General features: G+C 65.8%; 24 protein-coding genes. 21 read left to right on the top strand and 3 right to left on the bottom strand.

Annotation, left to right across the window (positions count from 1 at the left end):
• The 5 genes from motD (at window position 1) to ACPRTJ_RS01950 (ending at window position 3,551) form a co-directional block, all read left to right on the top strand.
• Complete coding sequence (motD, locus tag ACPRTJ_RS01970) at window positions 1-888, top strand: flagellar motor protein MotD (RefSeq protein ID WP_043861830.1); 888 nt, start codon at window positions 1-3, stop codon at window positions 886-888.
• 43 nt (window positions 889-931) lie between these two features.
• A complete protein-coding gene (locus ACPRTJ_RS01965; RefSeq protein ID WP_043861831.1) occupies window positions 932-1,720 on the top strand; it encodes a ParA family protein in 789 nt (262 codons plus the stop codon).
• Window positions 1,720-2,613 carry a CheW domain-containing protein gene (locus tag ACPRTJ_RS01960; protein WP_088515606.1) on the top strand — a complete coding sequence of 298 codons (894 nt, stop codon included), beginning with the start codon at window positions 1,720-1,722 and terminating at the stop codon, window positions 2,611-2,613. Before ACPRTJ_RS01965 ends, ACPRTJ_RS01960 begins: the two co-directional genes overlap by 1 nt.
• Before the next feature lie 64 nt (window positions 2,614-2,677).
• Window positions 2,678-3,157, top strand: a complete 480-nt coding sequence (locus tag ACPRTJ_RS01955) for a chemotaxis protein CheW (protein WP_043861833.1) — start codon at window positions 2,678-2,680, stop codon at window positions 3,155-3,157.
• A gap of 1 nt (window position 3,158) precedes the next feature.
• A complete protein-coding gene (locus tag ACPRTJ_RS01950) occupies window positions 3,159-3,551 on the top strand; it encodes a DUF2802 domain-containing protein (protein ID WP_043861834.1) in 393 nt (130 codons plus the stop codon).
• A 25-nt stretch (window positions 3,552-3,576) separates the two neighbouring features.
• Here ACPRTJ_RS01950 and ACPRTJ_RS01945 read toward each other — a convergent pair whose 3' ends face one another.
• Window positions 3,577-3,912, bottom strand: coding sequence for an EscU/YscU/HrcU family type III secretion system export apparatus switch protein (locus ACPRTJ_RS01945; protein ID WP_426427924.1), 336 nt, complete (start codon window positions 3,910-3,912; stop codon window positions 3,577-3,579).
• Complete coding sequence (locus ACPRTJ_RS01940) at window positions 3,909-5,480, bottom strand: flagellar hook-length control protein FliK (protein ID WP_426427922.1); 1,572 nt, start codon at window positions 5,478-5,480, stop codon at window positions 3,909-3,911. Before ACPRTJ_RS01940 ends, ACPRTJ_RS01945 begins: the two co-directional genes overlap by 4 nt.
• A gap of 233 nt (window positions 5,481-5,713) precedes the next feature.
• Between ACPRTJ_RS01940 and ccmA the strand changes: the two genes are divergently transcribed.
• The 12 genes from ccmA to ACPRTJ_RS01880 all read left to right on the top strand — a co-directional run bounded on the left by ccmA (window position 5,714) and on the right by ACPRTJ_RS01880 (window position 14,486).
• A complete protein-coding gene (gene ccmA, locus ACPRTJ_RS01935; protein WP_229590455.1) occupies window positions 5,714-6,295 on the top strand; it encodes a cytochrome c biogenesis heme-transporting ATPase CcmA in 582 nt (193 codons plus the stop codon).
• Window positions 6,292-6,960 (top strand): heme exporter protein CcmB, encoded by a 669-nt coding sequence (gene ccmB / locus ACPRTJ_RS01930; RefSeq protein ID WP_043861838.1) that lies wholly within the window; start codon window positions 6,292-6,294, stop codon window positions 6,958-6,960. Before ccmA ends, ccmB begins: the two co-directional genes overlap by 4 nt.
• 43 nt (window positions 6,961-7,003) lie before the next feature.
• Window positions 7,004-7,780, top strand: a complete 777-nt coding sequence (locus ACPRTJ_RS01925) for a heme ABC transporter permease (RefSeq protein WP_043861839.1) — start codon at window positions 7,004-7,006, stop codon at window positions 7,778-7,780.
• Window positions 7,777-7,953 (top strand): heme exporter protein CcmD, encoded by a 177-nt coding sequence (gene ccmD, locus ACPRTJ_RS01920; RefSeq protein WP_043861840.1) that lies wholly within the window; start codon window positions 7,777-7,779, stop codon window positions 7,951-7,953. The genes ACPRTJ_RS01925 and ccmD overlap by 4 nt, the downstream gene beginning before the upstream one ends.
• A complete protein-coding gene (gene ccmE / locus ACPRTJ_RS01915; RefSeq protein ID WP_058542048.1) occupies window positions 7,950-8,405 on the top strand; it encodes a cytochrome c maturation protein CcmE in 456 nt (151 codons plus the stop codon). The genes ccmD and ccmE overlap by 4 nt, the downstream gene beginning before the upstream one ends.
• Window positions 8,406-8,416: 11 nt before the next feature.
• Window positions 8,417-10,390: a heme lyase CcmF/NrfE family subunit gene (locus tag ACPRTJ_RS01910; RefSeq protein WP_426429053.1), complete on the top strand. Its 1,974-nt coding sequence runs from the start codon at window positions 8,417-8,419 to the stop codon at window positions 10,388-10,390.
• Window positions 10,387-10,923: a DsbE family thiol:disulfide interchange protein gene (locus ACPRTJ_RS01905; protein ID WP_043861843.1), complete on the top strand. Its 537-nt coding sequence runs from the start codon at window positions 10,387-10,389 to the stop codon at window positions 10,921-10,923. The genes ACPRTJ_RS01910 and ACPRTJ_RS01905 overlap by 4 nt, the downstream gene beginning before the upstream one ends.
• A complete protein-coding gene (locus ACPRTJ_RS01900; protein WP_043861844.1) occupies window positions 10,920-11,396 on the top strand; it encodes a cytochrome c-type biogenesis protein in 477 nt (158 codons plus the stop codon). The genes ACPRTJ_RS01905 and ACPRTJ_RS01900 overlap by 4 nt, the downstream gene beginning before the upstream one ends.
• On the top strand, window positions 11,389-12,573 hold the full coding sequence (gene ccmI, locus ACPRTJ_RS01895) for a c-type cytochrome biogenesis protein CcmI (protein WP_043861845.1): 1,185 nt from the start codon (window positions 11,389-11,391) through the stop codon (window positions 12,571-12,573). Before ACPRTJ_RS01900 ends, ccmI begins: the two co-directional genes overlap by 8 nt.
• 10 nt (window positions 12,574-12,583) lie before the next feature.
• Window positions 12,584-12,994, top strand: a complete 411-nt coding sequence (locus tag ACPRTJ_RS01890) for a hypothetical protein (RefSeq protein WP_043861846.1) — start codon at window positions 12,584-12,586, stop codon at window positions 12,992-12,994.
• A gap of 48 nt (window positions 12,995-13,042) precedes the next feature.
• Window positions 13,043-13,981: a 2-hydroxyacid dehydrogenase gene (locus tag ACPRTJ_RS01885; protein WP_078480268.1), complete on the top strand. Its 939-nt coding sequence runs from the start codon at window positions 13,043-13,045 to the stop codon at window positions 13,979-13,981.
• A gap of 91 nt (window positions 13,982-14,072) precedes the next feature.
• The gene (locus ACPRTJ_RS01880) at window positions 14,073-14,486 is read left to right on the top strand and encodes a GFA family protein (protein WP_054915614.1); all 414 of its coding nucleotides are present in this window, start codon (window positions 14,073-14,075) and stop codon (window positions 14,484-14,486) included.
• Here the strand turns inward: ACPRTJ_RS01880 and ACPRTJ_RS01875 are convergent.
• Window positions 14,479-15,372, bottom strand: coding sequence for a LysR substrate-binding domain-containing protein (locus tag ACPRTJ_RS01875; protein WP_054915613.1), 894 nt, complete (start codon window positions 15,370-15,372; stop codon window positions 14,479-14,481). The two genes, ACPRTJ_RS01880 and ACPRTJ_RS01875, sit on opposite strands and share 8 nt — an antisense overlap.
• A 156-nt stretch (window positions 15,373-15,528) precedes the next feature.
• Here ACPRTJ_RS01875 and ACPRTJ_RS01870 point away from each other — a divergent pair, with 156 nt between their 5' ends.
• From ACPRTJ_RS01870 to ACPRTJ_RS01855, 4 genes are all read left to right on the top strand, one after another.
• Window positions 15,529-16,461 carry a DMT family transporter gene (locus ACPRTJ_RS01870; protein ID WP_350488920.1) on the top strand — a complete coding sequence of 311 codons (933 nt, stop codon included), beginning with the start codon at window positions 15,529-15,531 and terminating at the stop codon, window positions 16,459-16,461.
• A 91-nt stretch (window positions 16,462-16,552) separates the two neighbouring features.
• Window positions 16,553-16,891: an FKBP-type peptidyl-prolyl cis-trans isomerase gene (locus ACPRTJ_RS01865; RefSeq protein WP_043861851.1), complete on the top strand. Its 339-nt coding sequence runs from the start codon at window positions 16,553-16,555 to the stop codon at window positions 16,889-16,891.
• Window positions 16,892-16,971: 80 nt separating this feature from the next.
• Window positions 16,972-17,583 carry a hypothetical protein gene (locus tag ACPRTJ_RS01860; protein ID WP_043861852.1) on the top strand — a complete coding sequence of 204 codons (612 nt, stop codon included), beginning with the start codon at window positions 16,972-16,974 and terminating at the stop codon, window positions 17,581-17,583.
• A 13-nt stretch (window positions 17,584-17,596) separates the two neighbouring features.
• Complete coding sequence (locus tag ACPRTJ_RS01855) at window positions 17,597-18,184, top strand: hypothetical protein (RefSeq protein ID WP_043861853.1); 588 nt, start codon at window positions 17,597-17,599, stop codon at window positions 18,182-18,184.
• The last annotated feature ends 15 nt before the right edge of the window (window positions 18,185-18,199 follow it).

Here is an 18,199-nt window from a genome sequence, read left to right as displayed (position 1 = left end):
ATGGCCCGTCGTCGTCAACCCGAGGAACATGAAAACCACGAACGCTGGCTGGTGTCGTATGCCGACTTCATCACCTTGCTGTTCGCCTTCTTCGTGGTCATGTATTCGATTTCCTCGATCAACGAGGGCAAGTACAAGGTCATCTCGCAGGCGCTGATCGGCGTGTTCAACGACCCCGAGCGCAGCATGAAGCCGATTCCGATAGGCGACGAGCGCCCCCTCAGCGTCAAGCCGGCCGAACCGCTGATCAAGGACAGCGAGCAGGTCGATGCGGGCCTGGGGCAAAGCTCCAGCGACCCGCTGCAGACCATCGCCGACGATGTGCGCGATGCCTTTGGCGACCTGATCAAGTCCGACCAGATGACCGTGCGCGGCAACGAACTGTGGATCGAGATCGAGCTCAATTCCTCCCTGTTGTTCGGCAGTGGCGATGCCATGCCCAGCGACAAGGCGTTCGACATCATCGACAAGGTGGCGCACATCATCAAGCCGTTCGCCAACCCGGTGCACGTCGAAGGCTTCACCGATGACCAGCCGATCCGCACGGCGCAGTACCCGACCAACTGGGAGCTGTCGTCGGCACGGGCGGCGAGCATCGTGCGCCTGCTGGCGATGGAAGGGGTCAACCCGGCACGCATGGCTTCTGTGGGCTACGGCGAGTTCCAGCCCATCGCCAGCAATGCCAGCCCTGAAGGGCGCGCGCAGAACCGCAGGGTGGTGCTGGTGATCTCGCGCAATCTGGAGGTGCGCCGCAGCCTGACCGGTACCGGCAGCGCCAATGCCACACCCGATGCGGCGCTCAAGCGTGCTGGCACACAAACTGCACCGCCAGCCGTAGCACCGACGGCCGGGCGCAATCCCGTCAATTCCCCGTCGTCGACCCTTTAATCGATCCCGGCAGGGTCCGACCCGACCGGGAGGAAGCAGCGCAATGAGAGTCTGGGCAGTAGCCAATCAAAAAGGTGGTGTCGGCAAGACCACCACATCCATCGCCCTGGCCGGCCTGCTGGCCGAGGCGGGCAAGCGCGTGGTCGTGGTCGACCTCGACCCGCACGGGTCCATGACCAGCTACTTCGGTCACAACCCGGACACCCTCGAGCACAGCAGCTACGACCTGTTCCTGCACAAGGGCACGGTGCCCGAAGGGCTGCCGGGTCAGCTGTTGCTGCCCACCAGCGACGAGCGCATCTCGCTGCTGCCTTCCAGCACCGCCCTGGCGGTGCTCGAGCGTCAGTCACCGGGCCAGAGTGGCCTGGGCCTGGTGATCGCCAAGAGTCTGGCGCAGCTGTGGCAGGATTTCGACTACGCGATCATCGACAGCCCGCCGTTGCTGGGCGTTCTGATGGTCAATGCGCTGGCAGCCAGCCAGCAACTGGTGATCCCGGTGCAGACCGAATACCTGGCGGTGAAAGGCCTCGAACGCATGGTCAGCACGCTGAGCATGGTCAATCGCTCGCGCAAGCAGGCCTTGCCGTACCACATCGTGCCGACCCTGTTCGACCGCCGTACCCAGGCCTCGATGGGCACCCTGCGGGTGCTGCGCGACGCTTATCCCGAGACCATCTGGCAGGGCTACATTCCAGTCGATACGCGCCTGCGCGACGCCAGCCGTGCCGGGCTCACGCCGTCGCAGTTCGATGGCAGGAGCCGTGGCGTGATTGCCTACCGGGCATTGCTCAAGCATCTGCTGGCGCAGAATGCCGTTGCGCAGGTGGCCTGATGAACAGCCCGCAGCAGGTCACCATAAAGCCTCAACTGGCCTTGCAGTCGTACCTGGACGGCCTGTTGCAGGAGGCCACCGAAGAGCTGCAGCCATTGCCCCTGGCGGTGGCCGAACGCGTCGCAGTGGCCCCGGCCCCGGTGGTCGTCACGGCGCCTGAAGCGATCGACGAGTTCCAGGCAGCAGTGCTCGAAGAACAGGCCCGTGACGCCCGGCTCAAGACCGCAGCGCCGGTATTCGCCGAACCGACGCGGCTGGTAATGCCGGTGATGGCGCCACCGGTGGTGGCCAAGGTGGTGGAGGCGGCCCCGGTGGTCGCCCCGGTCATCGCCGACGTGCCGACCCCGGTCGAGCCGCTGGTGCAGGTGCACCTGCCCGCAGCACCGGACCAGCCGGTGCCGCCGTTGACGGGCGACGGTCGCCCGGCCTGGGCCGCCGAGCCGTTCGAATGCCTGCTGTTCGACGTGGCCGGGCTGACCCTGGCGGTGCCGCTGGTGTGCCTGGGCTCGATCTACTCGCTGGCCGGCCAGGAGCTCACGCCGCTGTTCGGCCAGCCCGAGTGGTTCCTGGGCATCCTGCCCAGCCAGGCGGGCAACCTGAAGGTGCTCGACACGGCGCGCTGGGTCATGCCCGACCGCTACCGCGACGACTTCCGCCAGGGGCTGCAATACGTTATTTCGGTACAGGGCTACGAGTGGGGGCTGGCGGTGCATCAGGTCAGCCGCTCGCTGCGCCTGGACCCGAGCGAGATCAAGTGGCGCAGCCAGCGTGGGCAGCGCCCGTGGCTTGCCGGTACCGTCATCGAACACATGTGCGCGCTGCTGGATGTCGCTGAGCTGGCCGAGCTGATCGCCAGCGGCGCCGTCAAGCAGATGCACGGTACGCATAAATAATCGGTCGCAACTGCCGCGACCGCACTGAGTACACCGCCGAGAACGGCTTTTGAGGGTTAGGGGAATGAAAAACATGACTGCGCAGGGTTCCGACGATCCGATTCTGCAGTGGGTAACGTTCAAGCTGGACAACGAGTCCTACGGCATCAACGTGATGCAGGTCCAGGAAGTGCTGCGCTACACCGAAATCGCTCCGGTGCCGGGCGCGCCGAGCTATGTGCTGGGCATCATCAACCTGCGCGGCAATGTGGTGACCGTGATCGACACGCGCCAGCGCTTCGGCCTGATGTCTGCCGAAATCTCCGACAACAGCCGTATCGTGATCATCGAGGCGGACAAGCAGGTGGTCGGCATCCTGGTCGATAGCGTGGCCGAGGTCGTGTACCTGCGTCAGTCGGAGATCGAGACCGCGCCGAATGTCGGCAACGAGGAATCGGCCAAGTTCATCCAGGGCGTGTGCAACAAGAACAACGAACTGCTGATCCTGGTCGAGCTGGACAAGATGATGACCGAGGAAGAGTGGTCCGAGCTGGAGAATATCTGAGTTGATTCTCGAGGGTGCTGTCATATTTCTGGCGCTGGTCTGGATCCTCAGCCTGTGGCTGTTCTACGGCTACAGCAAGCGCCAGCGCGAGCTGGCCTCGCAGCAGGCTCAGGGCGATGCGCTGCGTGACCAGCGCATCAAGGACCTGGCCAAGCGTGTGGACGATTACCAGAACGGTACGGTGCGCATGGGCGACGCGTTGCACGAGCTGCGCGCCGTGGTGGCGCCGTTGCCGGACAAGCTGATGCAACTGGAGCAGCGCGATCCCAACAGCCTGTCGTTCGCCCAGGCGGCGCGGCTGGTGGGCATGGGCGCCAGCGTCGACGAGCTGACCCAGTCCTGCGGCCTGACCCAGGCCGAAGCCGAGCTGATGAGCAAGCTGCACCGCAGCTGATGCAAGGCACCCGGCCTGCGCGGCGTCAGTCCGGCGCAGGCAGTCTGTACAGGTTCGGGGTAATGTCGCGCTCCTGCGGGGCGTTGTCCACGAACCCCTCCGGCACCTGGCCCTTGAGCTGCCAGGCGAAGGCGATGATCTCGGCGATGGTCAGGTACAGCGCCTCCGGGATCTGATCGCCCAGCTCCATGCGCGCCAGCAGGCGTACCAGCTCGGCATTCTCGTAGATCGGCACTTCGTGTTCGCGGGCAATGGCCAGGATCGCCTCGGCCAGCTCGTCGTCGCCCTTGGCGCTCAAGGTCGGGGCCTGCTGGCCGTCGTAGGTCAGGGCAATGGCCTGACGTGGCGGGGTCTGGCTCATGCGTTTTCATCCACCCAGCGTTGTTCCAGATGCGTACGCGGCCCCTGTGGCGGCGTACCGTGATGGCACAGCAGTTCACCGACGTTGAGCCCGCGCTCCACCAACCGCGCGCGCAGCTTGCCGAGCTGGCTGTCGATCAGTTGCGCGGTGCTCGGCAGCTCCGCCCACAGCTGGCTGGACAGGTTGCCCTGGCTGATCTGCGCCTGCACCTGCAAGGGCCCCAGCGGGCTGAGGTCGAATGCCAGATCCACGCGCCAGAGCATCTCCAGCGGGTCGCGCTGTTCGCGTTCCGGGTCGGCCTGCTGTTCGGGGGTTTCCTCGCGCTGCAGCTTCACTTGCAGCGGCATGAACTCCTGACCATTGCGCACCGGTATCTCCAGTTGCCAGGTGGTCTGCAGGTTGCCGTCGGCGGTGGTGCGGGTTTGCTCCAGGCCAGCGAGCTGGTGGCTCTGCAGGCGTGAAATGGCTGCCGCTGCCAGGCGCAGCAGGTGTTCCAGGTCGCCTTCTTCGTCGCCACTTTGCAGCAACCGCGAGGGCAGCGGAAAGCTTCCCGGGGCCGGGCGCGGGCTTACCTGGCCGAGCATGCCCAGGGCGTTGCGCACCATGCCCGGCAGCACCTGGGCCAGGGTGCTGGCGGCCACGGCCGGGTTGAACTGGGTGCTGCCGGGGAGGCCGGGCAGCAACTGCGCCACCAGCCGGATCACCTGGGCCTTGAGGTCGGGGGCGAGGGCGGCGGGGGCGCCAGCCAGCAGCTTGGCTTCCAGAAACGCGCCGCTGTTGTTCAGGGCCTGGGCCAGGCCCTTGGCCGTGCCGAGCTGTTCCATGTCCGGCAGGCTGGCCAGCAGGGTGCTCACGCTGGCCCGCACATCGGCCGGCAGGCGCTGCTCGGCGCTCATCTGTTGCAGGCTGGCGAGCAGGCCCGGCAGCGAGGCCTGGCGGCTCAGCTGCGCGCTAAGGTGCTGGGTGATCGCCAGTTGTTCCTGGCGCCCGCTCAGGGGCACGAAGCTGATCGACTGTTCACCCTGTACCCGTGCGCTGAGCAGGCTGCCCAGCGCCAGTGGCCGAGGGCTGTCGATGTTCAGGGTGGCGCCGGCCTGGGCGGTGTTGAGCAGGGTCACCAACGAGCGGAACAAGGCCGGCTGCCCGGCGGCCTGGGGCAGCGCCTGGGTGGTCAGTACCTTGCCCTGCAGCAGGGTGCCCGGCGGCAACTGGCGGGTGTCGAGCTGGGTGAGGGTGGCCACGTTGCGCGCGATGGCCTGCTGCACGGTGATGCTCAGGTTGCCGGCATTGGGCTGGCTGACCGTCAGCTCGCTGCCCTGGGGCAGGGGCTGGCTGGCGCTGGTCTGCACGGTGGTCTGGCGCCCGTTGGTCTGGGTCAGTTGCAGCAGCAGCTGGAAGTCCTGACCGACCTGGCGCAACGACAGTACCTGTGCCTGCGCGGTCTCGCCCGGGGCGAGCAGGGCAGGCTGGGGTTGCAGCAGCTTGAGCAGTTCGCCGGTCATCGCCGCGCTGCGCGCCTGGGGGTTGGCCAGGGCCTGCGGGCCAAGGCTGTTGATTTCGCCTGTCATCACGTTGCAACCTGTGGAAATAGCCCTCTTTGCAGTAGGACATGCCATGTATAATGCCGCCCGTTCCTGGCGGGTGCGCACGTCCTGTGGCGTGCCCGATGCGACCGGCCATGCCGTACAGCTGTTGCTCAGTATAACGGCCAGGCCCGGACCGACTTGAGACCGAACCATAAGGCGAACCTGTGACCCCTCGACTCGAAGCTGTGGGCCTGGCCTGCGAGCGCGACTGGCGAATGCTTTTCGAACACCTCGAACTGCAACTGGCGGCCGGTGACATGCTGCAGATCAGCGGCCCCAATGGCAGCGGCAAGACCAGCCTGCTGCGCCTGCTCAGCGGGTTGATGCGGCCCACCAGCGGTGAAATCCGCCTGGACGGCAAGCCCTTGGCCGAGCAGGGCAGCGAACTGGCCAGGATGCTGCTGTGGATCGGTCATGCGGCCGGCATCAAGGACCTGCTCACCGCCGAGGAAAACCTGGCCTGGCTGTGCGCCCTGCATCAGCCTGCCAGCCGCGAGGCGATCTGGCAGGCACTGGCGGCCGTGGGCCTGCGCGGCTTCGAAGATGTTGCCTGCCATACCCTGTCGGCCGGCCAGCAGCGCCGCGTGGCGCTGGCGCGGCTGTACCTGGACAGCCCGCCGCTGTGGATTCTCGACGAACCCTTCACCGCCCTCGACAAGCAGGGCGTGGCCCAGCTCGAAGCGCACCTGGCGGCGCATTGCGAGCGCGGCGGCATGGTCGTGCTGACCACCCACCACACGCTGGCGCAGACGCCGTCCGGCTACCGAGAACTGAACCTGGGGCAGTACGCGGCATGAGTGTGTTCGTTCATTTGCTGCGCCGAGAAGCGCAGGTGCTGTGCCGCCGTCCGGCCGAGCTTGCCAACCCATTGGTGTTCTTCGCGATCGTGATCGCGTTGTTCCCGTTGGCGGTCGGGCCGGAGACGCAATTGTTGCAAAACTTGTCCCCTGGGTTAGTCTGGGTGGCCGCCCTTTTATCCGTTCTGCTCTCGCTGGACGGGCTGTTTCGCAGTGATTTCGAGGACGGATCCCTCGAGCAGTGGGTCCTTTCGCCGCACCCCCTGGCGCTTCTGGTATTGGCAAAGGTGCTGGCACACTGGGCCTTTTCCGGCCTGGCACTGGTATTGTTGTCGCCGCTGCTGGCCCTGATGCTCGGTTTGCCGGTGCAATGCCTGCCGGTACTGCTGGCCTCGCTGCTGCTCGGTACCCCGGTACTGAGCCTGCTGGGTGCAGTGGGCGCAGCCTTGACCGTGGGTTTGAAGCGCGGTGGCCTGCTGCTGGCACTGCTTATTTTGCCGTTATATATCCCGGTGTTGATCCTGGGCAGTGGCGCCTTGCAGGCGGCACTGCAAGCTATGCCGGCGACCGGTTACCTGCTCTGGCTTGGCAGCCTGACCGCCCTTGCAGTAACCCTGGCACCCTTTGCAATAGCGGCTGGCCTGAAGATCAGCGTCGGCGAATAATGAGGTCTGGGCCCCGCCCAGCAAAGACCCTGGATGTACCGTGATGAAAAGCAGCGCAATAAGCTGGACGTGGTTTCACAAGCTGGGTTCACCCAAATGGTTCTATGCCATCAGCGGCCGCATGCTGCCGTGGCTGAGCATCGCCGCCATCCTGCTGATCGCCGTGGGCGTGGTCTGGGGCCTGGCCTTCGCCCCGCAGGACTACCAGCAGGGCAACAGTTTCCGAATCATCTACATCCACGTGCCGGCGGCCATGCTGGCGCAGTCGTGCTACGTGATGCTGGCGGTGGCCGGCGTGGTCGGCCTGGTCTGGAAGATGAAGATCGCCGACGTGGCACTGCAATGCGCCGCGCCCATCGGCGCCTGGATGACCGTGGTGGCCCTGAGCACCGGTGCCATCTGGGGCAAGCCGACCTGGGGCAGCTGGTGGGTTTGGGATGCACGACTAACGTCGATGCTGATCCTGCTGTTTCTGTACTTCGGTCTGATTGCCCTGGGCCAGGCGATCAGCAATCGTGAGAGCGCGGCCAAGGCCTGCGCGGTACTGGCGATTGTCGGCGTGATCAACATTCCGATCATCAAGTACTCGGTGGAGTGGTGGAACACCCTGCACCAGGGCGCCACCTTCACCCTCACCGAAAAGCCGGCGATGCCTGCCGAGATGTGGCTGCCGCTGCTGCTGACCGTGCTGGGGTTCTATTGCTTCTTCGGCGCGGTGCTGCTGTTGCGCATGCGCCTTGAAGTGCTGCGGCGCGAGGCACGCGCCAGTTGGGTCAAGGATGAAGTGTTGGGCCACCTGGGGCGGGAGACCGCACGATGAGTTTTGCCAGCTTCAATGATTTCCTCGCCATGGGCCATCACGGCCTCTATGTCTGGTCGGCCTATGGCATCTGCCTGCTGGTGCTGGCCATCAATGTTGCCGCGCCCGTACTGAGCAAGCGCCGGTATCTGCAAGAAGAAGCGCGCCGCCTGCGCCGGGAGAAGTCCAAGTGAATCCGCAACGCAAGAAGCGTCTGTTCATCATCCTCGGCCTGCTGGTGGGTGTCGGCGTCGCCGTCGGCCTGGCCCTGAGCGCGCTGCAGCAGAACATCAACCTGTTCTATACCCCTACCCAGATCGCCAACGGCGAAGCCCCGCTCGATACCCGCATCCGGGCCGGCGGCATGGTCGAGGCCGGTTCCCTGCAACGCTCCGGCGACTCGCTGGACGTGCGTTTCGTGGTCACCGACTTCAACAAGTCGGTGCCCATCACCTACCGCGGCATCCTGCCCGACCTGTTCCGTGAAGGGCAGGGCATCGTCGCCCTGGGCAAGCTCAACGCCGAGGGCGTGGTGGTGGCTGACGAGGTGCTGGCCAAGCACGACGAAAAATACATGCCGCCCGAGGTCACCAAGGCCCTGAAGGAAAGCGGCCAGGTGTCCACCGACGGCGGAGCCAAGCCATGAATGCTGCACTGATGATTCCCGAGCTGGGCCAGTTGGCGATGATCCTGGCCATCTGTTTTGCCGGCGTTCAGGCCAGCGTGCCGCTGCTCGGCGCCTGGCGGGGCGACAGCCTGTGGATGAGCCTTGCACGCCCGGCGGCGTGGGGCCAGTTCGTCTTCCTGGCGTTTGCCTTCGCCTGCCTGACCCATGCCTTCATGACCGACAACTTCTCGGTGGCGTATGTGGCCAGCAACTCCAACAGCGCCTTGCCCTGGTACTACAAGTTCAGCGCCGTGTGGGGCGCCCACGAAGGCTCGCTGCTGCTGTGGGCGCTGATCCTGGGCGGCTGGACCTTCGCCGTGTCGATCTTCTCGCGCCAGTTGCCGCAGGTGATGCTGGCCCGGGTGCTGGCGGTGATGGGCATGATCAGCGTGGGCTTCCTGTCGTTTCTGATCGTTACCTCCAACCCGTTCCAGCGTCTGCTGCCGCAGGTGCCTGCCGATGGTCGCGACCTCAACCCGCTGCTGCAGGACATCGGCCTGATCGTGCACCCGCCGATGCTCTACATGGGCTACGTGGGCTTCTCGGTGGCCTTCGCCTTCGCCATCGCCGCCTTGCTCGGCGGGCGCCTGGACGCGGCCTGGGCACGCTGGTCGCGGCCCTGGACCATCGTGGCCTGGGCGTTCCTGGGCATCGGCATCACCCTGGGCTCGTGGTGGGCCTACTACGAGCTCGGCTGGGGTGGCTGGTGGTTCTGGGACCCGGTCGAAAACGCCTCGTTCATGCCGTGGCTGGTGGGCACCGCACTGATCCACTCGCTGGCCGTCACCGAGAAGCGCGGCGTGTTCAAGAGCTGGACCGTGCTGCTGGCGATCGCTGCGTTTTCGCTGAGCCTGCTGGGCACCTTCCTGGTGCGTTCCGGCGTGCTGACCTCGGTGCACGCCTTTGCCGCCGACCCCGAGCGCGGCGTGTTCATCCTGATCTTCCTGCTGTTCGTGGTCGGCGGTTCGCTGACTCTGTTCGCCTTGCGCGCCCCGGTGGTCAAGAGCCAGGTCGGGTTTGCCCTGTGGTCGCGGGAAACCCTGCTGCTGGCCAACAACCTGGTGCTGGTGGTGGCGGCCTCGATGATCCTGCTGGGCACCCTGTACCCGCTGGTGCTCGATGCACTGACCGGGGCCAAGCTGTCGGTGGGGCCGCCTTACTTCGATGCGCTGTTCATCCCGCTGATGGCCCTGCTGATGGTGGTGATGGCGGTCGGCGTGATCGTGCGCTGGAAGGACACCCCGACGAAATGGCTGGTGAGCATGCTCACCCCGGTGGCGATCGGCAGCGTGGTGCTGGCACCCATCGGCGGGCTGCTGGTGGACGACTTCGACTGGCAGGTACTGACCACCTTCGCCCTGGCGGCGTGGATCCTGCTGGCCGGCGTGCGCGACCTGCTCGACAAGACCCGTCACAAGGGCCTGCTCAAGGGCATGCGCGGCCTGAGCCGCAGTTACTGGGGCATGCACGTGGCGCACCTGGGCATCGCGGTATGCGCCCTGGGCGTGGTGCTGTCGAGCAACAACAGCGCCGAACGCGACCTGCGCCTGGCGCCGGGCGAGTCGATGGAACTGGGCGGCTACCAGTTCGTGTTCGAAGGCGCCAAGCATTTCGAAGGGCCGAACTTCACCTCCGACAAGGGCACCGTGCGCGTGCTGCGGGACGGTCGTGAAATCAGCGTGCTGCACCCGGAAAAACGCCTGTACACCGTGCAGCAGTCGGTGATGACCGAGGCCGGCATCGATGCCGGTTTCACCCGCGACCTGTACGTGGCGCTGGGCGAGTCGCTGGACAACGGCGCCTGGGCCGTGCGCGTGCACGTCAAGCCGTTCGTGCGCTGGATCTGGCTGGGCGGCCTGCTGACCGGCCTGGGCGGCCTGATGGCGGCGATGGACAAGCGGTATCGGGTCAAGGTGAAAAGCCGGGTACGTGAAGTACTGGGCATGTCGGGAGCAACTGCATGAAGCGTTGGATCATGGTGCTGCCGCTGGCGGTGTTTCTGCTGGTGGCGGTGTTTCTGTACCGGGGCCTGTACCTGGACCCGTCCGAGCTGCCCTCTGCGATGATCGGCAAACCCTTCCCGGCGTTCTCGCTGCCGACCGTGGAAGGCGACCGGACCCTGACCCGCGACGACCTGCTGGGCAAGCCGGCGCTGGTCAACGTGTGGGCCACCTGGTGCCCCTCGTGCAAGGTCGAGCACCCGGTGCTGAACAAGCTGGCCGAGCAGGGCGTGGTGATCTACGGGGTCAACTACAAGGACGAGAACGCGGCTGCGATCAAGTGGCTGACCGAGTTCCACAACCCCTACCAGATCGGCATCCGTGACGAGCACGGCACCCTCGGCCTGGACCTGGGTGTGTACGGCGCGCCGGAGACCTTCATCATCGACGCCAAGGGCATCATCCGGCACAAGTTCGTCGGCGTGGTCGACCAGACCGTGTGGCGCGAGCAACTGGCGCCGCTGTACCAGGGCCTGCTCGACGAGGCCGGCCAATGAGGCGCTGGCTGGCAGGCGCGCTGCTGGGCCTGAGCATCGCCGGCGTGGCCCACGCGGCCATCGACACCTATCAGTTCGCCGACGACGCCGAGCGCGAGCGTTACCACGTGCTGACCAAGGAACTGCGCTGCCCCAAGTGCCAGAACCAGGACATCGCCGACTCCAACGCACCGATTGCCGCCGACCTGCGCCGCGAGATCTTCCGCATGCTCGGCGAAGGCAAGGACAACCAGCAGATCATCGACTTCATGGTCGACCGCTATGGCGACTTCGTGCGCTACAAGCCGGCCCTGACGGCGCGTACCTGGCTGCTGTGGTTCGGCCCGGGCATCCTGCTGCTGGGCGGCTTCGGCATGCTGGCGCTGATCGTGCGCAAGCGCCGTACCCAGGCGGCAGGCGGCACCGTCGACCTTTCCCCCGAGGAGCGTGAGCGCCTCGCCAAACTGCTGGACAAAGAACGCACCCATGACTGAATTCTGGCTTCCCGCAGGCCTGCTGTTACTGGTAGCCCTGAGCTTTCTGCTGATCCCGGTGTTGCGCGTGCGTCGTGCGCAACAGGAAGAAGACCGTACCGCGTTGAACGTGGCCCTGTACCAGGAGCGCGTGGCCGAACTGCAGGCCCAGGGCGAGGCCGGCGTGCTCACCACCGAGCAACTGGACCGTGGCCGCGACGAGGCCGCCCGCGAACTGCTGGCCGACACCGACAACGCCGAACCCGACCGCAGTGCGCGCCTGGGCAAGACCTTGCCGCTGCTGGCCGCGGTGCTGGTGCCGGTGATGGGCCTCGGGCTGTACCTGCACTTTGGCGCCAGCGACAAGGTCGAGCTGACCCGCGAGTTCGCCCAGGCGCCGCAGTCGGTGCAGGAGATGACCTCGCGCCTGGAGCGTGCGGTGCAGGCCCAGCCAGACTCGGCCGAAGGCCTGTACCTGCTGGGCCGTGCCTACATGGCCCAGGAACGCGCCGCCGATGCCGCCAAGGCCTTCGAACGCGCTGCCGCCCTGGCCGGGCGTCAGCCTGAGCTGCTTGGGCAATGGGCGCAGGCGCTGTACTTCGGTAACGGCAAGCAGTGGACAGCGCAGATGCAGGCGTTGACCGACGAAGCGCTCAAGGCCGATCCGGCGGAAGTCACCAGCCTGGGGCTGCTGGGTATCGCCGCTTTCGAGGACGGGCGCTACCAGCAGGCCATCGACTACTGGAACCGTCTGATTGCCCAGCTGCCCGAGGGCGATGCCTCGCGTGCCGCGCTGCAGGGCGGCATCGAGCGTGCTGGCGAACGGCTCAAGGCCGCGGGCCAGGCGCCGGCCACCAGCGCACGCCTGACGGTGCGGGTCGAGCTGGCGCCGGCGCTCAAGGACAAGGTGCGTCCCGATGACAGCGTGTTCATCTTTGCCCGCGCCAGTTCCGGGCCGCCGATGCCGCTGGCGGCCAAGCGCGTGACCGTGGCCGACCTGCCGATCGAGGTTCAGCTCAGCGACAGCGATGCGATGATGCCGAACATGAAACTGTCGAGCTTCCCCGAAGTCCAACTGGTTGCGCGCGTCTCCCGTGCCGGCCAGCCGACCAAGGGCGAGTGGATCGGCCGTGGCAGCCCGCTGGCCAGCAGCACCGAGGCGCCGCAGCACCTGACCATCGACAGCCCGGACCCGTAGAGAGACCACTATGAACAGCATCGCACGCCTCACCCTGATCGCCCTGGCCGTGGGCTTGAGTGCGTGTACGGTGCATCGGCCCAGCGAGCCCACCGTGCCGCCGATCGAAACCCTGCCGCCGACCGGGCCGGTGATCAAGCCGGTGCCGGGGCCCAAGCCAGGTACCCCGGCCACGCTGCCGACGCCCAAGCCGATGCCACGCACCTCGGCAAGCTTCGCGCCGCCGCCGGGTGGCGCCAGCCACTGGGACCCTAAACTCGGGGTGTACGTGCTCGAAGGCAAGACCAACACCTTCTACCGCCAACGCACCTACTACCGCTTCAGCAATGGCTGGAGCTGGGCCACCAGCCCTGACGGCCCCTGGCAGGACACCGACAGCAGCGGCGTGCCGGGCGGCCTGGGACGGGCTTTCGCCCAGTAAGCCCAAGCCGGCATAATGCCCCTTTTGCGAATGGCCAGGGGGCAGGGCATGACACACAAGGTACTGGTGCTGGTAGAAACGGTGGATGACTACCTGCCCTTGCTCGAACAGGCCGGCTTCGAGCTGATTCGGGCACAGACCCCGGCCCTGCGTGCCGAGGCCATCGCCCGCCACGGCGGCGCAATCGATGCGGTACTGACCCGCGGGCCGCTGGGCTTGCGAGCCGACGAAATCGCCGCCTTGCCCCATCTGAAAATCATCTGCGTCATCGGCGCCGGCTATGAGGAAGTGGACCTGGCAGCGGCTGCTGCGCGTGGCATCACCGTGACCAATGGCGCCGGTGCCAACGCCACGGCGGTGGCCGACCATGCCCTGGCGCTGCTGTTCGCGATCGTGCGCGATATTCCCCGTGCCGATGCCACCACCCGCCAGGGGCAGTGGAACCGTGTGATCAGCCCGTCGCTGAGCGGCAAGCGCCTCGGGGTACTGGGCCTTGGCGCGACGGGGTTGGCGATTGCCCGGCGTGCGGCGCTGGGCTTCGACATGCAGGTCAGCTACCACAACCGCCGGCCACGCACCGACGTGCCCTACACCTGGTGCGAAAGCCCGCTGGCGCTGGCGGGGGAGGTGGACTTTCTGATCGTTGCCACCCCGGGCGGGGCCGGTACGCGCCACCTGGTCGACGCGGCGGTGCTGGACGCACTGGGGCCTCAGGGTTTTCTGGTGAACATTGCGCGGGCCAGCGTGGTGGACACCGATGCGATGGTGGCGGCGTTGCGCGAAGGGCGTATTGCCGGGGCCGGGCTGGATGTGTTCGATGCCGAGCCTGAAGTGCCGCAGGCACTCAAGGCGCTGGACAACGTGGTGCTGACCCCGCATGTGGCCGGACAGTCGCCGGAAGCGGCGCGCGATACGGTGGCGCTGGTGCTGCGCAACCTGCAGGCGTTCTTTGCCGGGGAACCGGTGTTGACCCCGGTGACGGCGTAATCCGCTGTAGTGGCCGGCCTTGCCGGCGAAAGGGCCGGGGCCGACTGCTGCTAGACTTCAGCCCTACCGCTCACCGCAAGGACCCTGCACCATGTCCCAACCCCAGGAAAAACACGGCAGCTGCCTGTGCGGCGCCATTCACCTCAGCGTCAGCCTCGACAACGCCAGTGTCAGCGCCTGCCATTGCAGCATGTGCCGCAAATGGTCCGGTGGCCCGTTGATGGTGGTGCACAGCACCCAGACCCTCAGGCTCAGCGGCGACACCCCGCGCATCTACGATTCCTCCGAGTGGGCCCAGCGCGGCTTCTGCGGCACCTGCGGCACCCACCTGTTCTATCGCCTCAAGGCCGGCGGCTTCGACGCCGTGCCGGTGGGCGTGCTCGATGGCGAGAGTGACTGGGCGCTGGAACTGCAGATCTACATCGATCAGAAGCCGGGCTACTACTGCTTCGCCAACCAGACCCAGACCCTCACCGGCGCGGAGGTGCAAGCGCAGTTCAGTTGAGCGCAAGCAACCAGTCCCTGAACACCTGGGCCGCCGGCGAGCACACGCGCTGCCTGTCGTGCACCAGGTAGTCGGCCTGGCCGGTGTGCACGACGAACTCCGACACCGGCCGCACCTGCCCGCTGGCGATACGCTCGCGGGCCATGAACTCCCAGCCCAACCCCACCCCCATACCCTGCATCACCGCGTCGAACACCAGGGTGATCTGATTGAATGTCACCGCATCGGCCGGCGCCTTGTAGCGCACCCCCAGGTGCGCGAACCAGTCGGGCCAATCCAGACAGTTCCAGGCCGAGGCATCCAGCTGGATCAGCGGCAGGGCCTGCAGCGCCGCCAGCGAATCGGCTGGCGGCAGGGCCCGCTGGGTGCTGACGATGGGGTAGATGCATTCATCGAACAGCTTGTCGGCCTGCAGTGAACTCCAGCGGCCATGGCCGTACAGCACGCCGAAGTCATAGTTGCCCACCACGCGTTCATCCATCTCGTTGCTGGCATGGATGTTCACTGTCAGCTCGGGGTGCTGTGCGTTGAAGCGCAGCAGCCGCGGGAACAACCAGTACTGTGCCACCGCATGGGTGCAGATCACGCTGACATTGCGGCTGCCGTGCCCGCTCTTGAGGCGCAATACATTGGCCAGCAGGCTGTCGAGCATCGGCTCGACGATGGCATTGAAGCCACTGCCGGCGGCGGTCAGGGTGATGCCGCGTGCGCGGCGTTCGAACAGCGGCGCACCCAGGTGTTCTTCAAGCAGCTTGATCTGTTTGCTCACCGCGCTCTGGGTCAGCGACAGCTCGGCGGCGGCGCGGGTGAAACTGCCGGTGCGTACCACCGCCTCGAAAGCGATCAGGGTATCCAGCGGGGGCAGGTGACGGCTGAAGCGGCTCATTGCGGTGTCTTCGGTTCAGGGAATGGCTGGATGGTAAACCCGGTGCTTTGCGCTTTAAAGGTATTCCCCATGGGAATGCCTGCATGCCGAATGATCTTTTGCCTGGACGCCTGCATTTGGCTAGCCTGCGTGCTCTGAAAAATGAGGAGCAGGCAAGTGAAACGGGGTGTGGCGTATGCCGGCGTGGCCGGTGCGATGTGGGGCATGGTGCTGATGGTGCCGCAACTGCTGCCGGAGTTCAGCCCGGTGCTGCTGGCCTGTGCGCGGTTCGTCCTGCTGGGGGCGGTATCGCTCGCGCTGCTGCTGCCAATGCGCAAGGCGCTGCGTCAGCTCGAACGGGCAGACGTGTGGATGCTGGCGCGCCTGGCGCTGATCGGCAACCTGCTGTACTTCATGTGCCTGGTGGCGGCGATCCAGCGCCTGGGCGTGGCGCCGGCATCGCTGATCGTTGGTGTGCTGCCGCTGACCATCACCCTGTACGGGCGCAATGACAGCGGCGCGGTGGCCCTGTCGCGCCTGGCCGGGCCGCTGGCGCTGATCCTGGCGGGCATGCTGTGCATCAACCTGCAGACCTTCGCGGTGGAGCCGGGGGCGGTGCAGGGCAAGCTCGCCGGGCTGCTCTATGCGCTGGCCGCGCTGGCCTGCTGGACCTGGTACGCGACCTACAACAGCCGCTATCTCAAGCAGTGCCGGCACCTGGACAGCCATCAGTGGTCGGTGCTCACCGGAGTGGTGACCGGCGTGTTCAGCCTGGTGCTGGTGGCGCTGCTGTGGGTGTGGCAGCCGCAGCAGTTGCAGGTGCAGGCCACTGCTGAGCGCTGGCAGCTGTTCTGGGCGTTCAGCCTGGGTTGCGCGCTGTTTGGCTCGTGGCTGGCGGGGGTGTTGTGGAATGCGGCAGCCAAGCGCATGCCGCTGACCCTGAGCGGGCAGTTGATCGTGTTCGAGACCCTGTTTGCCTTGCTGTATGCGTTCATCTGGCGCCAGAGCGGGCCGAACCTGCTGGAGGGCGCGGCGATCGTGCTGGTGGTGGGCGGGGTGTGCTGGTCGATGCGCCAGCACGAGCCGGTGACAGCCGGCGCCACTTCATGATCCGCGTTCGCTCCCCACAGCCTTGCAAAACACGGCCATTGCTGCGAAAACGCATCGGCAGAAAACGTCCCATAGCCGTCAGAGATCACCCATGAGCAACGAACTTCAAATCATCGACCTCCAGTTGGGCGACGGCAAGGCGGCCGTCAAGGGGGCACTGATCACCACCCAGTACACCGGCTGGCTGGACGATGGCAGCGTATTCGATTCCTCCCACCAACGCGGCAAGCCGTTCCAGTGCGTGATCGGCACCGGCCGCGTGATCAAGGGCTGGGACCAGGGCCTGATGGGCATGCAGGTGGGCGGCAAGCGCAAGCTGATCGTGCCGGCGCACCTGGGTTACGACGCGCGCAGCGTAGGCAGCATCCCACCGAATTCGACCCTCACCTTCGAGATCGAGCTGCTCGAGGTCCTCACCCGCGACGATTGAGGGCTGAGTCATTCTCATTACAGTCTTTGGCCCTGATGCCGATAACAGCCTGTCTCTCACCCGAAGCAAGGACATTTTGCGTGCTGCGTACTTTCTGTTTTCTTTTCCTGGCCTGCCTCGGCCTTACCGGTTGCTACTCCTTCACACCGGTGGGCCCGATCGGCGAACCGGTCACCGTGGCCGACAACACTGCACAGCGGGGCGCCCAGATCGCCGACGTGGCCATCACCGCGCCCGACCTCAAGGATGACGTGCGCCTGAACATCAGCCGCCAGCTCACCGCACAGATCAGCCACTACGTCGACCGCGGCGAGTACTTCACCAAACTGGTGGAATTCCCCGCCACCCTGGGCGAGCAGGATGTAGTGCTCAAGTTCACCATCACCTCGCTCAAGGGCAAGCGCACCACGCACCCCGGCTACGTTCCCGGCGCGTTGGTGACGCTGACGTTCTGGATCTGGTTCAACGGCCCGATCTATGTCGACAAGTACGACCTGGCCGGCGAGCTGGTGATCGAAGACCGCGACGGCAAGCGCCTCACCCGCGTCACCGAGCAGGTCAAGCTCGACAACAATGTCGGCCTGTACGACAACGACTATGCCAACGGCAGCCTGGGGGGCGTGCAGTTGCGTCAGCTGATCACCAGGTTGCTCGACACCGCGACGGCTGCCCCGCAATTGGCCACTCACTGAAAGGAATTCAACCATGCGTCATTGCCTAATGGCCCTGTTGCTGGCCCTCAGCACGGCCCTGACCGGCTGCATCAGCTACTCCCAGCACCAGTTGCCGGTGGTCGAAGCCTGGCCGCCGCTGCCTGCCGCCGATGCGGCGCCCGCGCACAAGACCGCCTATGTGCGCTTCAACACACTGTACGAGTTCAACGGCCAGCCGCGCGCCAGCAACGCCAACCTGATGCGTTTCGAAAAGACCCTGGTGCAGAGCTATGAACAGAGCGAGCGCTTCACACGGGTGACCAGCGAGAAGGTCGACTCCGACGTGTACGCCTACGTCACACTCAGGAACAACGAGCAAGGCAACGTGCTGGCGGCGACGCTGACCGGTGCGACGCTGTTCATCATCCCGTCCACCTTCGACAACACCCTGACCCTGGAGACGCTGTACAAGGACCGTGAAGGCAAACTCATCGGCAAGGTCAGCAAGAGCGAAACCATCACCACCTGGATGCAATTGCTGTTGATCTTCGCGGTGCCGTTCAACGATTCGGGCGATGCCATCATCGAGCACCTGAGCCGCAGTTCGGTTGAAGAAGCGATCCGGCGCAAGCTGATCTGAGCGTCATCATCGCGA

Origin of the sequence: Pseudomonas palmensis (genome assembly GCF_049942755.1) — a bacterium.
GTDB lineage: Bacteria > Pseudomonadota > Gammaproteobacteria > Pseudomonadales > Pseudomonadaceae > Aquipseudomonas > Aquipseudomonas palmensis.
This window is presented reverse-complemented; position numbering and strand designations above follow the sequence as displayed.

Excerpts from the sequence above, each read along its gene's own strand:
- ACPRTJ_RS01945 (WP_426427924.1), bottom strand. The coding sequence starts at position 3,912 with ATGAGCCAGACCCCGCCACGTCAGGCCATTGCCCTGACCTACGACGGC.
- ACPRTJ_RS01890 (WP_043861846.1), top strand. The coding sequence starts at position 12,584 with ATGAACAGCATCGCACGCCTCACCCTGATCGCCCTGGCCGTGGGCTTG.
- ccmB (WP_043861838.1), top strand. The coding sequence starts at position 6,292 with ATGAGTGTGTTCGTTCATTTGCTGCGCCGAGAAGCGCAGGTGCTGTGC.
- ACPRTJ_RS01875 (WP_054915613.1), bottom strand. The coding sequence starts at position 15,372 with ATGAGCCGCTTCAGCCGTCACCTGCCCCCGCTGGATACCCTGATCGCT.
- ccmD (WP_043861840.1), top strand. The coding sequence starts at position 7,777 with ATGAGTTTTGCCAGCTTCAATGATTTCCTCGCCATGGGCCATCACGGC.
- ccmI (WP_043861845.1), top strand. The coding sequence starts at position 11,389 with ATGACTGAATTCTGGCTTCCCGCAGGCCTGCTGTTACTGGTAGCCCTG.
- ACPRTJ_RS01955 (WP_043861833.1), top strand. The coding sequence starts at position 2,678 with ATGAAAAACATGACTGCGCAGGGTTCCGACGATCCGATTCTGCAGTGG.
- ACPRTJ_RS01910 (WP_426429053.1), top strand. The coding sequence starts at position 8,417 with ATGATTCCCGAGCTGGGCCAGTTGGCGATGATCCTGGCCATCTGTTTT.
- ccmA (WP_229590455.1), top strand. The coding sequence starts at position 5,714 with ATGCTTTTCGAACACCTCGAACTGCAACTGGCGGCCGGTGACATGCTG.
- ACPRTJ_RS01855 (WP_043861853.1), top strand. The coding sequence starts at position 17,597 with ATGCGTCATTGCCTAATGGCCCTGTTGCTGGCCCTCAGCACGGCCCTG.
- ACPRTJ_RS01905 (WP_043861843.1), top strand. The coding sequence starts at position 10,387 with ATGAAGCGTTGGATCATGGTGCTGCCGCTGGCGGTGTTTCTGCTGGTG.
- ACPRTJ_RS01885 (WP_078480268.1), top strand. The coding sequence starts at position 13,043 with ATGACACACAAGGTACTGGTGCTGGTAGAAACGGTGGATGACTACCTG.
- motD (WP_043861830.1), top strand. The coding sequence starts at position 1 with ATGGCCCGTCGTCGTCAACCCGAGGAACATGAAAACCACGAACGCTGG.
- ACPRTJ_RS01900 (WP_043861844.1), top strand. The coding sequence starts at position 10,920 with ATGAGGCGCTGGCTGGCAGGCGCGCTGCTGGGCCTGAGCATCGCCGGC.
- ACPRTJ_RS01925 (WP_043861839.1), top strand. The coding sequence starts at position 7,004 with ATGAAAAGCAGCGCAATAAGCTGGACGTGGTTTCACAAGCTGGGTTCA.
- ACPRTJ_RS01880 (WP_054915614.1), top strand. The coding sequence starts at position 14,073 with ATGTCCCAACCCCAGGAAAAACACGGCAGCTGCCTGTGCGGCGCCATT.
- ACPRTJ_RS01965 (WP_043861831.1), top strand. The coding sequence starts at position 932 with ATGAGAGTCTGGGCAGTAGCCAATCAAAAAGGTGGTGTCGGCAAGACC.
- ACPRTJ_RS01865 (WP_043861851.1), top strand. The coding sequence starts at position 16,553 with ATGAGCAACGAACTTCAAATCATCGACCTCCAGTTGGGCGACGGCAAG.
- ACPRTJ_RS01940 (WP_426427922.1), bottom strand. The coding sequence starts at position 5,480 with ATGACAGGCGAAATCAACAGCCTTGGCCCGCAGGCCCTGGCCAACCCC.
- ACPRTJ_RS01960 (WP_088515606.1), top strand. The coding sequence starts at position 1,720 with ATGAACAGCCCGCAGCAGGTCACCATAAAGCCTCAACTGGCCTTGCAG.